This window comes from Allobosea sp., assembly GCF_048595345.1.
In the GTDB taxonomy this organism is placed as follows: domain Bacteria; phylum Pseudomonadota; class Alphaproteobacteria; order Rhizobiales; family Beijerinckiaceae; genus Allobosea.
On the sequence record NZ_JBMDWH010000099.1, the window covers coordinates 20,519 to 32,660 of the forward strand.

General features: G+C 67.1%; 12 protein-coding genes. 9 read left to right on the plus strand and 3 right to left on the minus strand.

The genetic code is table 11. The annotated features are described in order from the left end of the window. The first annotated feature begins 130 nt into the window (after positions 1–130). Together ACOJTB_RS10295 and ACOJTB_RS10300 are read left to right on the plus strand one after the other, a co-directional pair. The gene (locus ACOJTB_RS10295; protein WP_420102441.1) at positions 131–1,792 is read left to right on the plus strand and encodes a TRAP transporter large permease; all 1,662 of its coding nucleotides are present in this window, start codon (positions 131–133) and stop codon (positions 1,790–1,792) included. A gap of 13 nt (positions 1,793–1,805) precedes the next feature. After that, positions 1,806–3,221 carry a sodium:proton antiporter gene (locus ACOJTB_RS10300; RefSeq protein ID WP_420102429.1) on the plus strand — a complete coding sequence of 472 codons (1,416 nt, stop codon included), beginning with the start codon at positions 1,806–1,808 and terminating at the stop codon, positions 3,219–3,221. 128 nt (positions 3,222–3,349) lie between these two features. Here the strand turns inward: ACOJTB_RS10300 and ACOJTB_RS10305 are convergent, their stop codons facing one another. From ACOJTB_RS10305 to ACOJTB_RS10315, 3 genes are all read right to left on the minus strand, one after another. Continuing rightward, positions 3,350–4,360: an Lnb N-terminal periplasmic domain-containing protein gene (locus ACOJTB_RS10305; protein WP_420102430.1), complete on the minus strand. Its 1,011-nt coding sequence runs from the start codon at positions 4,358–4,360 to the stop codon at positions 3,350–3,352. A gap of 38 nt (positions 4,361–4,398) precedes the next feature. After that, positions 4,399–6,009, minus strand: coding sequence for a phosphoenolpyruvate carboxykinase (locus tag ACOJTB_RS10310; RefSeq protein WP_420102431.1), 1,611 nt, complete (start codon positions 6,007–6,009; stop codon positions 4,399–4,401). A gap of 249 nt (positions 6,010–6,258) precedes the next feature. Then, positions 6,259–7,029 carry a HugZ family pyridoxamine 5'-phosphate oxidase gene (locus tag ACOJTB_RS10315; protein WP_420102432.1) on the minus strand — a complete coding sequence of 257 codons (771 nt, stop codon included), beginning with the start codon at positions 7,027–7,029 and terminating at the stop codon, positions 6,259–6,261. A 174-nt stretch (positions 7,030–7,203) separates the two neighbouring features. Here ACOJTB_RS10315 and ACOJTB_RS10320 point away from each other — a divergent pair, with 174 nt between their 5' ends. The 7 genes from ACOJTB_RS10320 to ACOJTB_RS10350 all read left to right on the plus strand — a co-directional run. Further along, the gene (locus tag ACOJTB_RS10320) at positions 7,204–7,905 is read left to right on the plus strand and encodes a response regulator transcription factor (RefSeq protein ID WP_076439815.1); all 702 of its coding nucleotides are present in this window, start codon (positions 7,204–7,206) and stop codon (positions 7,903–7,905) included. 66 nt (positions 7,906–7,971) lie between these two features. Next, on the plus strand, positions 7,972–9,771 hold the full coding sequence (locus ACOJTB_RS10325) for a stimulus-sensing domain-containing protein (RefSeq protein ID WP_420102433.1): 1,800 nt from the start codon (positions 7,972–7,974) through the stop codon (positions 9,769–9,771). Next, entirely contained in the window at positions 9,761–10,234 is a 474-nt protein-coding gene (locus ACOJTB_RS10330; RefSeq protein WP_420102434.1) for an HPr kinase/phosphorylase, read from the plus strand. Before ACOJTB_RS10325 ends, ACOJTB_RS10330 begins: the two co-directional genes overlap by 11 nt. A 114-nt stretch (positions 10,235–10,348) precedes the next feature. Next, positions 10,349–10,750 carry a PTS sugar transporter subunit IIA gene (locus tag ACOJTB_RS10335; RefSeq protein WP_420102435.1) on the plus strand — a complete coding sequence of 134 codons (402 nt, stop codon included), beginning with the start codon at positions 10,349–10,351 and terminating at the stop codon, positions 10,748–10,750. 39 nt (positions 10,751–10,789) lie between these two features. Then, positions 10,790–11,104 carry an HPr family phosphocarrier protein gene (locus ACOJTB_RS10340; RefSeq protein ID WP_420102436.1) on the plus strand — a complete coding sequence of 105 codons (315 nt, stop codon included), beginning with the start codon at positions 10,790–10,792 and terminating at the stop codon, positions 11,102–11,104. A gap of 185 nt (positions 11,105–11,289) precedes the next feature. Next, positions 11,290–11,637, plus strand: coding sequence for a hypothetical protein (locus ACOJTB_RS10345; RefSeq protein ID WP_420102437.1), 348 nt, complete (start codon positions 11,290–11,292; stop codon positions 11,635–11,637). A gap of 101 nt (positions 11,638–11,738) precedes the next feature. After that, the coding region (locus ACOJTB_RS10350) for an adenosylhomocysteinase (protein ID WP_420102442.1) at positions 11,739–12,142 on the plus strand (404 nt) is incomplete at its 3' end.

The following is a 12,142-nucleotide window of genomic DNA, read 5'->3' on the forward strand; positions in this document are numbered from 1 at the left end:
CATGACCCTGCTTCGCCTCTCGCGCGCCGCCGCGCTCCTCGTCACGCTGTCCCTGCTCGCCTTCTTCAGCCTGCACACGGGCGACGCCTTCGCGGCGGGCGGCGGCATCGGGGACTTCCTGCGCGTCAACATGGCGCCGGTGATGTTCGCCACGCTCGTGGTGTTCCTGCTGCTGGGCTACCCGGTCGCGTTCGCGCTGGCCGCCAACGGACTGCTCTTCGCGATCATCGGCATCGAGCTCGGCCTGTTCCAGGAGAACTTCCTGCAGGCGCTGCCGGAACGCATCTACGGCACGATGAACAACGACGTGCTGCTGGCCATCCCGTTCTTCACCTTCATGGGCCTCATCCTCGAGCGCTCCGGCATGGCCGAGGACCTGCTCGACACCATCGGCCAGCTCTTCGGCCCGGTGCGCGGCGGCCTTGCCTATGCCGTCATCTTCGTCGGCGCGCTGCTCGCAGCGACGACCGGCGTCGTCGCCGCCTCCGTGATCTCCATGGGCCTGATCTCGCTGCCGATCATGCTGCGCTACGGCTATGACCGGCGCCTTGCCTCGGGTGTCATCGCGGCCTCGGGCACGCTGGCGCAGATCATCCCGCCCTCGCTCGTGCTCATCGTCCTGGCCGATCAGCTCGGCCGCTCGGTCGGCGACATGTATGAGGGCGCCTTCATCCCCGGCCTCGTGCTCTCCGCGATGTATGCCGGATATGTCTTCCTGATCACCCTGATCGCGCCCTCGCGCGCGCCCGGCCTGCCGCCCGAGGCGCAGACCCTGCGCGACGCCGACGGCCAGACGCGACGCTTCTCGCTGCTGGTGGTGACGGTCATCGCCTTCGCGGTCGCCTACGCCTATATGAAGATGTTCACCAAGGTCACCGCCGGCTCCGACTTCGTGGTGCTGACGATGTCGATCGCGGTGGGCGTTTCCTTCGTCATTGCGCTGGTCAACAAGCTGCTGCGGCTCAACCTGCTTTCGCGCATGGCCGAGCAGGTCATCTTCGTCATGGTGCCGCCGCTCGCCCTCATCTTCCTGGTGCTGGGCACGATCTTCATCGGCGTCGCGACACCGACCGAAGGCGGCGCGATGGGCGCCGCCGGCGCCATCCTGCTGGCGCTGGGCAAGCGGCGCATGACCTTCGATCTGCTGAAGCAGGCGGTTGAATCCACCGCAAAGCTCTCGGCCTTCGTGCTCTTCATCCTGGTCGGCGCGCGCGTGTTCTCGCTGACCTTCTACGGCGTCAACGGCCATCTCTGGGTCGAGCACCTGCTGGTCGGCCTGCCGGGCGGCGCGACAGGCTTCCTGATCGTCGTCAACGTGATGGTCTTCCTGCTGGCCTTCTTCCTCGACTTCTTCGAGCTGGCCTTCATCATCGTGCCGTTGCTCGGGCCCGCCGCGGAGAAGCTCGGCATCGACCTGATCTGGTTCGGTGTGATCCTGGGCGTGAACATGCAGACCTCGTTCATGCACCCGCCCTTCGGCTTCGCGCTGTTCTTCCTGCGTTCGGTCGCACCGAAGAACCCCTATCGCGATCGCGTCACCGGCCGGATGATGGAGCCGGTCACCACCGGCCAGATCTACTGGGGCGCGGTGCCCTTCGTGGTGATCCAGCTGATCATGGTGGCGCTCGTCGTGATCTTCCCGAGCATGGTGATGCACTACAAGGCATCGGCCATCCAGCTCGACCAGAAGGCGATCGACAAGCAGTTCGAGCAGATCCAGGTGCCGGGCATCGGCGGGATCGGCGGCTTCGATCTCAACGCACCGCCGACCTTCGACGCGCCCAAGCCCTGAGGCGAGGGCTGCGATGAAGCGGGCGCTCGCTCTTGCAATCGGTGCGCCGGTCCTCCTCCCGGCCACTCCCGCCTTCGCTGCCGGCGATATCGGCGGGGCGAGCCTCGGGCCGCTCTGGGCCGTGCCCTTCGCCGGGATGCTGCTCTCCATCGCGCTGGGGCCGATCCTGTTCCACCGGCTGTGGGAGCATCATTACGGCAAGTTCGCCGCCTTCTGGGCGCTGCTGGTGCTGGTGCCGCTGTTTCTGTTCCGGGGCGCCGAGGCTTCGCTGGGCGTGCTGCTGCACACCGCGCTGCTCGAATACCTGCCCTTCATCATCCTGCTCTTCGCGCTCTTCACCATCGCCGGCGGCATCCTGATCAGCGGCAACCTGCATGGCTCGCCGGCGGTCAACACCGCGATCCTGGCGATCGGCACGGCGATGGCGAGCGTGGTCGGCACCACCGGCGCCTCGATGATCATGATCCGCCCGCTGCTGCGCGCCAATGACGACCGGCGCCACAATGTCCATGTCGTGGTGTTCTTCATCTTCCTGGTCTCGAATATCGGCGGCTCGCTGACGCCGCTGGGCGATCCGCCGCTCTTCCTCGGCTTCCTGCGCGGGGTCGATTTCTTCTGGACCGCGCGCAACCTGTTGCCGGAGACCGGCTTTGCCGTCGCCGTCCTGCTGGCGCTGTTCTACGTCATCGACAGCGTTCTCTATCGCCGCGACAACAGGCTGCCGAAGCTCAAGGACCCGACGCCGGACCGCGATCTGAAGCTTTGGGGCAAGGTCAATCTGCCGCTGCTGGCGGGCGTCATCGGCGCGATCCTGCTCTCGGCCAACTGGAAGCCGGGCGTCGCCTTCACGATCCATGGCGTCGCGGTCGAAGGGCAGAACCTCGCCCGCGACCTCATCCTGCTCGGGCTCGCCGGCATCTCGCTCTGGCTGACGCCGAGGCCCGTGCGCGCCGGAAACGAATTCTCCTGGGGCCCGATCCAGGAGGTCGCCAAGCTCTTCGCCGGCATATTCGTCTGCATCATCCCGGTGCTGGCGATGCTGCAGGCCGGGCGCGACGGCGCCTTCGCGCCGCTGGTCGCGCTGGTGAACCATGCCGATGGCAGCCGCGACACCGTCGCCTATTTCTGGCTGACCGGCATCCTGTCCTCCTTCCTCGACAATGCCCCGACCTATCTCGTCTTCTTCGAGCTGGCGGGCGGCAACGCCAGGGAGCTGATGACGAGCGGCGCCCTGACGCTGGCGGCGATCTCGGCGGGCGCGGTCTTCATGGGCGCCAACACCTATATCGGCAATGCGCCCAACTTCATGGTCTACGCCATCGCCAAGGATCGGAAGGTGAAGATGCCGAGCTTCTTCGGCTACATGCTCTGGTCCGGCGGCATCCTGATCCCGCTCTTCGTGGTGCAGACGCTGCTGTTCTTCCGATAGCGTCCAACGAGCGGGTTGCTGTCCGTCATTGCGAGCGCAGCGAAGCCATCCGGGGAGACGTGGCTGATCCCCTAACCCAGTCCTCCTGGATGACTTCGGCGTCGAGCGCCTCGCAGTGCCGGCAGATGCTATGGCCGTCCGCTTGGCACGCCCTCCCGGATCTTCGCGGAGAAGTCGGGATCGTCCGGCGAGAGCGTACGGGCCCGGTCGCTGATGCGCGCCAGCCGCGTCAGTTCGGCGAGCGGAATGTCCTGCCTCAGCGCGCCGATCTGCTGGAGATAGCCGGGCAGATAGCCGGACAGGACCACGCGCGGATCCAGCGGCACCGAGAAGGCCCAATGCGGCGCCAGCCGGCGCACCAGCTTGAACACCATGGTCGTGCAATTGGTGGTCAGCGTGTTGTACCAGCGCGGCTTCAGCGCCAGCTTGTCGATATCGGCCGCATAGGCCAGCAGCAATTCGCGGGCTTGTGCGGGCGTCGCCGCCAGCCGGTAGAGCCGGGCATCCTCGTGGCGGGCATGGGTGCGCACGCCGATGACGTCGCGCTCATCGGCGGCGACGGTGATCATCTCATAGCTGCGGAAGAAGCCGGCGAGCGCCGAATACTCCTCCCCTTTCTCACGCCGGATCTCGACCGAGAAGGTCAGCGGGGGCTGGTCGGCGAAGGGGAAGGAGACGAGCAGATGGGCGATCGCCTCGCCCGTCCAGTGCGAGAGCACGATGTCGATGCCCTTGATCCGGCTGAGATCGTAGCGGCGGGTTTCCCAGCGGGGGTCGTAATCCTCGTCGCTGCGCCAGCGGAAATTCCGCAGGTTCGAGACGGTCAGGACATCGCCCTCGCGCGAGATCGTCGGCAGATGGGCGAGTTCGGGAATCCAGTCGCGCTGATGCGAGGGCTTCATGCCGGCCCACCAGCCGAGCAGCGAGAGGAACAGCACGGCGAAGCCGAGCGGCAGCCGCGCTTCCTGCGTCCAGAGCCCCGCGAACCCGGCAAGGCCGGCCACACCGAACCCGAGGGCTGCGATCGTTCCCAGCGCGCCGGGGAGGCGAAAATACAGCAAGCCCGCCCCCCAGAGCATGGCGCCGAGGAGCAGAAGGGCGAGAAGAAGCTTCAGCACAATGAAAAAGAGGCGGCTCATCGCCGCCTCTCCTAGCATGAATTTTCGGCGTGAGTGCCTCAGGCGGCGAGGGAACTCGACGGCGCCGCGGCCTTCACGTCCTCGTCGACATGGGCCTCGAACTTGGCGAAGTTCTTGGCGAACATCTCTGTCAGGTTCTTGGCGGTCTCGGCGAAGGCGGCTTTATCCGCCCAGGTCTTGACCGGGTAGAGGATGTGCGGCTCGACGCCCGGCACCGAAGTGGGAACGGCGAAACCGAAATAGGGATCCCGGCGGAAATCGGCGCGGTTGAGCGAGCCGTCCAGCGCGGCCGAGAGCAGGCGCCGGGTGACGCGGATCGGCATGCGCCGGCCGACGCCATAGATGCCGCCGGTCCAGCCCGTGTTCACCAGCCAGCAATCGACATGGTGCTTGGCGATGAAGTCGCGCAGCAGATTGGCGTATTCCGACGGGTGGCGCGGCAGGAAGGGCGAGCCGAAGCAGGTCGAGAATTCCGGCTGCACGCCGGTCAGCCCGCGCTCGGTGCCCGCGACCTTGGCGGTGTAGCCCGAGAGGAAGTGATACATCGCCTCGGCCGGGGTCAGCTTGGCGATCGGCGGCATCACGCCGAAGGCGTCGGCGGTGAGCATCACGATGTTCTTCGGGATGCCGGCGCGGCCGGTGCGCGAGGCGTTGGGGATGAAATCGAGCGGATAGGCCGAGCGGGTGTTCTCGGTCTTGGTCTCGTCGTCGAAATCGACCACGCGCGTGATCGGATCCATCACCGTATTCTCGAGCACGGTGCCGAAGCGCAGCGAGGCGGCATGGATCTGCGGCTCGGCCTCGGCCGAGAGGCGGATCGTCTTGGCGTAGCAGCCACCCTCGAAATTGAAGATGCCTTCTTTCGACCAGCCATGTTCGTCATCGCCGATCAGCGTGCGCTGCGGGTCGGCCGAGAGCGTGGTCTTGCCGGTGCCCGACAGGCCGAAGAAAATCGCGGAGTCGTCATCGGGGCCGACATTGGCCGAGCAGTGCATCGGCACCACGCCCTTGGTCGGCAGCACGTAGTTGAGATAGGTGAAAACCGACTTCTTCATCTCGCCGGCATAGGCCGAGCCGCCGATCAGCACGATCTTGCGGGTGAAATCGATGGCGACGACGGTCTCGCTGCGGCAGCCATGGCGGGCGGGATCCGCCTTGAAGCTTGGCAGATCGACGATCGTCATCTCCGGCACATAGGCCTCGATCTCGCCGCGCTCGGGCCGGATCAGCAGATTGCGGATGAACAGCGAGTGCCAGGCCAACTCGGTGAAGACGCGAGCCTTGACGCGATGGGACGGGTCGGCCCCGCCATAGAGGTCCTGCGCGAACAGCTCCTTGCCGCGGGCATGGGCGATGAAATCGGCCAGCAGCGTCTCGAACTGCTCCGGCTTCATGGCATTGTTGTTGTCCCACCAGACAGTGTTCTCGGTCAGGGCGTCACGGACGGTGAACTTGTCCTTGGGCGAGCGGCCGGTATGGGTGCCGGTATCGGCGCAGAGCGCGCCGCCGCGCGCCAGCTCGGACTCGCCGCGGCGCAGCGACTCCTCGTAGAGCTGCGGGGCCTCGAGGTTCCAGTAAACGGCCGAAAGCTCGCCGAAGCCGAAGCTCTCCGCGCCCTGGGCGAGATTGTACTGACCGATATTCTTCACGGGTAACCTCCGGATCCCGGCCCCTCCCGAAACGGGCCGGATGTCGTGACGGACACGCATGCCGCTCATCGGCGCTCGCGCGCGATCATTGGCTGAGCGGGTCTTTAGGGCGTGCGGCGGTTCGGCTCAAGTCATTGAAAAGACAAAAAACGGTCGCGTTGGGGTTAAATCGTTTTAGGTCGGCGGGCCTCGCAGGCGGGTTCTGCGCGCACCGGCCGAGGCTGCGCGCATGACGTGGCGCCCTTGCGCTCAGGCCTGCGCGGCGAGCCTTCGCAGCGCCTCGTCGAGCTGGTCCGGCGCGGTGACGCGCCCTGGAAACGAAAGCCTGGCCGCCTCTTCCCCCGCGATCAGGTCGAGACCTTCCGGATCGAGCCCCGTCGCGCTCCAGCGCCCTGCCGGCAGTCCGAGCAACCCGGTCGCACAGGCTTCCAGCGCGGCGCTGCGCTCGCCGTTGAGCCGGGCCAGCGTCGCCTCCTCCGCCGCGATCAGCGCGTCGCAGCCGGAGAGATCGATCAGCACCTGTTCGGGAGCGATCGCGCCGGCTCGGGCGAAGCCGCCATTGGGGTGCAGCCCCAGTACGCTCACCCGATATAGCGAAAAATCGGCAAAATCCGCATAGAGCCTCGCCTTCGGCTGGCGCGACAGAAAACGCCGCCGGGCATTGGCATCCGCGCAGGGCTCGGCCCGCCCGACGACGGAGAGCCGGGCCGAGGCCGCCAGCGGATCTCCCCTGCCCAGCGAGGACAGCAGGAGGGAAACGCGGGAATCCGCCTCCATATTGCGGGTGTGCAGCGACAGCTGCGAGGCGAGAAAGAGCGGACTTCCGTCGACATCGGTGGCGACGGTGATCATCGTCGCGAGCGGAAAACCGCTCTGCGGATCGAGCGTGGCGAGCGTCGCGATGCGGGCTGTGCGCAGCACCTGGCGCGCCATCGCGACCGCGTCAAAATCCGCCGGGGGGGTGCCGCACAGCTCCAGCCCGCGGGGGGTGATGGCGCCTTGCGCCTCGGTCTGCGTCATGCTGGGGCCGCTCCCGGGCGGGTCGAAACGGCTTCGCCGGCGAACCGTTCCGGCCGCGAGGCGTTCAGCCATAGCGAATCCGTCCATTCCTCGCTAGATTGCTGCCATGCTTTGGCCGCTCTCGCAGGGGAGTGGACACAATTCATTGCCGCAAGAACAAGAGATACCATCCTGATGCCGACGATTGCGCTGGTCGACGACGACCGCAACATCCTGACCTCCGTGTCGATCGCCCTCGAGGCGGAGGGCTACCGGATCATGACCTACACGGATGGCGCCTCGGCCCTGGACGGTCTCAAGCAGAACCCGCCTGACCTCGCGATCTTCGACATCAAGATGCCGCGCATGGACGGCATGGAGCTGCTGCGCCGGCTGCGCCAGAAATCCGACCTGCCTGTCATCTTCCTGACCTCGAAGGACGAGGAGATCGACGAATTGTTCGGCCTGAAGATGGGCGCCGACGATTTCATCCGCAAACCGTTCTCGCAACGCCTGTTGGTCGAACGTGTGAAGGCGATTCTGCGCCGCGCCGGCGCGAAGGACGCCACCGCCACCACCCGCGCCGAGGATGCCAAGGCACTGGAGCGGGGGCTGCTGCGCATGGATCCCGAGCGCCACACCTGCACCTGGAAGGGCGAGCCGGTGACGCTGACGGTGACCGAATTCCTGATCCTCCAGTCGCTGGCGCAGCGCCCCGGCGTGGTCAAGAGCCGCAACGCGCTGATGGACGCCGCCTATGACGACGAGGTCTATGTCGATGACCGCACCATCGACAGCCACATCAAGCGCCTGCGCAAGAAGTTCAACCAGGTCGATGCCGAATTCGACATGATCGAGACGCTCTACGGCGTCGGCTACCGCTTCAAGGAAGCGTAAGCGGCCGGTAGGTAGAGGGCGCGGGTCTCTTCGAGGGCTCGCGGGGACGGGGCACGGTCGCGCGCCATGGCAACGATCGACGAGGACACCGCCCCGGCGAGGACCGGGGCGCGCTGGGGCGCAGGCCTCGGCCGGCGTGTCGGGCTGGCAGGGCGCCGCCTGGCGCGCGCCATCTCCTCGCGCGCCGCCTCCAGTCTCACCCGGCGCATCCTCGTGCTCAATCTCGGCGGCCTGTGCGCCCTGCTGGTCGGGTTTCTCTATCTCAACCAGTTTCGCGAAGGCCTGATCGAGGCCCGCGTCCAGAGCCTGCTGACCCAGGGCGAGATCATCGCCGGTGCCATCGCCGCCTCGGCCACGGTCGATACCGACGCCATCACCATCGATCCCGACAAGCTGCTGCAGATGCAGGCGGGCGAGAGCGCCGGCATCGCCGAGGATCCGCTCGACTTCTCGATCAACCCGGAAAAGGTCGCCCCGCTGCTGCGCAGGCTGGTGACGCCGACCAAGACCCGCGCCCGCGTCTATGACAAGGACGGGATGCTGACGATCGACTCGCGGAGCCTCTATTCGCGCGGGGAGGTGCTGCGGCTCGACCTGCCCCGCGTCGGCGAGCCGGACGAGCCGCCCTTGCTCGAGCGCACCTGGAACATGCTGCGCAACAAGCTCGGCCGTGCCGACGTGCCGGCCTATGACGATTTCGAGAACGCCAACGGCAAATCCTATCCCGAGGTGGCGCGCGCCCTCGCCGGGACGCCGGCCAGCGTCGTGCGCGTCAACACCCGCGGTCAGACCATCGTCTCGGTCGCGGTGCCGGTGCAGCGCTTCCGGGCGATCAAGGGCGCGCTGCTGTTGTCGACGCAGGGCGGCGACATCGACGCCGTCATCGCTTCCGAGCGCTTCGCGATCCTCCAGGTCTTCGCCGTCGCCGCGGCGGTGATGATCGTGCTGTCGGTCCTGCTCGCCGGCACCATCGCCGAGCCGATCCGCAAGCTGGCCGATGCGGCCCAGCGCGTGCGCCGCGGCGTCAAATCCCGCGAGCAGATCCCCGATTTCAGCGCCCGCCACGACGAGATCGGCCATCTCTCCGGCTCGCTGCGGGACATGACCAAGGCGCTCTACAGCCGGATCGAGGCGATCGAGAGCTTCGCCGCCGATGTGGCCCATGAGCTGAAGAACCCGCTGACCTCGCTGCGCAGCGCCGTGGAGACGCTGCCCCGGGCCCGCAACGAGGAGTCCCGCGAGCGCCTGATGGCGGTGATCCAGCACGATGTGCGCCGGCTCGACCGGCTGATCTCGGACATCTCCGACGCCTCGCGTCTCGATGCCGAGCTGGCGCGCAACGATTCCGGCCCCGTCGACGTGGCGCAGGTGCTGGAGGCGGTCGTCACCATCCAGAACGAGACCCGCCGGGAGGGTCAGGCACGGATCGAACTCAGCGCCGACCGCCGCAGTCAGAAGCTCGGCGACGACGCCTTTTCCGTGCTCGGCCACGATTCCCGCCTCGGCCAGGTGATGGTGAACCTCATCGACAACGCCCGTTCCTTCTCCCCGCCCGACAAGCCGGTGAGGGTGACGCTCTCGCGCGTGGCCAACGACGTGCTGGTGACGGTGGAGGATGAGGGGCCGGGCATCGAGCCGCACGCACTGGAGCGTGTCTTCGAGCGCTTCTACACCGACCGGCCCAATGAGGGTTTCGGCCAGAATTCGGGCCTCGGCCTCTCGATCTCCCGTCAGATCGTCGAGGCCCATCGCGGCTCCATCCGCGCCGAGAACCGTCTCGGGCCGGAGGGGCCCGATGGCGAAGCGCCGCGTCTCGGCGCGCGCTTCATCGTGCGCCTGCCGGCGGCCCATCGCCATGCGTCCTGAGGCTCTCGCGCAGCCGCCCTCCGGCCAGCGCGTCCACGCCACCGCGCTCGCGGTCGGCGAGGCCGGCATCCTGATCCGCGGCGCCTCCGGCAGCGGCAAATCCGTGCTCGCTCTGGCGCTGGTCGCCCTGGCCTGTCACAGCGGCCAGTTCGCCCGGCTGGTCGGCGATGATCGGGTCGAACTGGCGGAGCGTGGCGGACGGCTCGTCGCCCGCCCCGTTGCGCCGCTGGCAGGGCTGGTCGAGAGGCGCGGCCTCGGCCTCACGCCCGAGCCGGCGACGCCGGCGGTGGTGCTGCGGCTCATCGTCGATCTCATCGGCGAGGAGCCGGCCCGCATGCCCGAGCCGGAGGATCTCGTCGATGCGCTCTGCGGGGTCGATCTGCCGCGCCTTCGCGTCGCGGGCCGTGCCGGCGACGAAAGGCTGGTGCTGGCGGCGCTGGCCTTGTTCACCCAAACCGGTTGACCGGCCGTTTTCTCGACATCTTCTCCTGCGATCCGCTTGCGATTGTCTCGCAGGTGCCGCATAAACCGCCACCTTGTCCGGGCGCCGCTTGCGCGCTCTCCGGTGATGGATTGAATGATCGGACTGGTCCTCGTGACTCATGGGCATCTGGCGACGGAGTTCCGCGCCGCCCTGGAACATGTCGTCGGCCCCCAGGCCAATCTCGCCACCATCGCCATCGCACCCGATGACGATATGGAGAGCCGCCGGCGCGACATCATCGCGGCGGTCGAGACGGTCGAGAGCGGCCGCGGCGTCGTGATCCTTACCGACATGTTCGGCGGCACGCCCTCCAATCTCGCGATCTCGGTGATGGAGCCGGGCCGCGTCGACGTCGTCGCCGGCGTCAACCTGCCGATGCTGATCAAGCTCGCCAGCGTGCGCGAGGACAAGAGTCTCGACGATGCGGTCACTGCCGCACAGGATGCGGGGCGCAAATACATCACCGTCGCCAGCCGCGTCCTGGCCGGGAAGTAAACAGGGAAAGCCGGCACGGGCATGGAAAGGGCGATCGGCATGGAGGAAGACTGCGGCTGCCCCGAGACCGAAATCCCCCCGGGCGCCCTTCACCGCCAGTTCGAGATCGTCAACAAGAAGGGCCTGCACGCCCGCGCCACCGCCAAATTCGTGCAATGCGCCGCCCGCTTCGAATCCGAGATCACGGTCAGCCGCTGCGGCGAGACGGTCGGTGCCACCTCGATCATGGGCGTCCTCACCCTGGGTGCCGGCATCGGCTCCACCGTCACGATCATCGCCGCCGGCCCGGACGCCGCCGAAGCGCTCGACGCGCTGGGAGCGCTGATCGCCGATCGCTTCGGCGAGGGCGAGTAGACGGGGATGGCGGCGGCCGGTGACATCCTCGAGATGGTTGCTGGTGGGGTCGGACTGATCCTGATCCTACGTTTTTTCATACTATTACTGAGCGGGCGCTTGTCACTGCGTCGGCTGCGAAACGGTTGGTTCTGACCCCGCTGGTTCACTGCCGCGAGGACGCGATCCCAGAAGGTTTCTCAAGCATGAAGCGCTCTTCCATCGCGATGGCCGGGCTCGCCTCGGCGCTGACCCTCGCTGCTTGCGTCGCCTCGGCCCAGCCGATCCCGCCGCCGGCCAAGCGCAGCTGGGTGGAGGAAAAATGCCTCCGCTATCGCAAGGGCTGGGACGAGGCCCTCAAGCGCTTCGGCAGGGCCGGGCTCGGCCAGCCCTTTCTCGCCCGACACGAGGCCTTCCTCGCCTCCGGCTGCACCGGCGCGCACGATGTCTGCGCCCGCTCGGCCCAGGAGCTGGAGATGGCAAACCGGATGGTCATCGTCGCGATGAATGCCGGCATGGCCAGTACCTTCCCGCCTTTCGGCTGCAAGGGATAGCAGCGACTCTCCTCCTGCCGTTCAGGAGATATAAAGACATCTTTATATCTTTGATTGCGCGGGCGGGCCCGGCCTGCTACAGACGCGCCACCATTCGAGACATCAAGCGGAGAGCCCTCGTGTCGGACTACATCGTCAAGGACATCGCGCTTGCGGATTACGGCCGCAAGGAAATCAACATGGCCCAGGACGAGATGCCGGGCCTGATGGCGATCCGCGAGGAGTACAAGGGCAAGGCCCCGCTCAAGGGCGCGCGCATCGCCGGCTGCCTGCACATGACCATCCAGACCGCCGTGCTGATCGAGACGCTGAAGGAACTCGGCGCCGATGTGCGCTGGTCCTCCTGCAACATCTTCTCGACCCAGGACCACGCCGCCGCCGCGATCGCCGCGACCGGCACGCCCGTCTTCGCCATCAAGGGCGAGACGCTGGAGGAGTACTGGGAGTACGTTCTGAAGACCGCGACCTGGGGTGACGGCGGCACGCCGAACATGATCCTGGACGA

Excerpts from the sequence above, each read along its gene's own strand:
- ACOJTB_RS10345 (WP_420102437.1), top strand. The coding sequence starts at position 11,290 with ATGAAGCGCTCTTCCATCGCGATGGCCGGGCTCGCCTCGGCGCTGACC.
- ACOJTB_RS10300 (WP_420102429.1), top strand. The coding sequence starts at position 1,806 with ATGAAGCGGGCGCTCGCTCTTGCAATCGGTGCGCCGGTCCTCCTCCCG.
- ACOJTB_RS10315 (WP_420102432.1), bottom strand. The coding sequence starts at position 7,029 with ATGACGCAGACCGAGGCGCAAGGCGCCATCACCCCCCGCGGGCTGGAG.
- ACOJTB_RS10340 (WP_420102436.1), top strand. The coding sequence starts at position 10,790 with ATGGAGGAAGACTGCGGCTGCCCCGAGACCGAAATCCCCCCGGGCGCC.
- ACOJTB_RS10320 (WP_076439815.1), top strand. The coding sequence starts at position 7,204 with ATGCCGACGATTGCGCTGGTCGACGACGACCGCAACATCCTGACCTCC.
- ACOJTB_RS10325 (WP_420102433.1), top strand. The coding sequence starts at position 7,972 with ATGGCAACGATCGACGAGGACACCGCCCCGGCGAGGACCGGGGCGCGC.
- ACOJTB_RS10330 (WP_420102434.1), top strand. The coding sequence starts at position 9,761 with ATGCGTCCTGAGGCTCTCGCGCAGCCGCCCTCCGGCCAGCGCGTCCAC.
- ACOJTB_RS10295 (WP_420102441.1), top strand. The coding sequence starts at position 131 with ATGGCGCCGGTGATGTTCGCCACGCTCGTGGTGTTCCTGCTGCTGGGC.
- ACOJTB_RS10305 (WP_420102430.1), bottom strand. The coding sequence starts at position 4,360 with ATGAGCCGCCTCTTTTTCATTGTGCTGAAGCTTCTTCTCGCCCTTCTG.
- ACOJTB_RS10335 (WP_420102435.1), top strand. The coding sequence starts at position 10,349 with ATGATCGGACTGGTCCTCGTGACTCATGGGCATCTGGCGACGGAGTTC.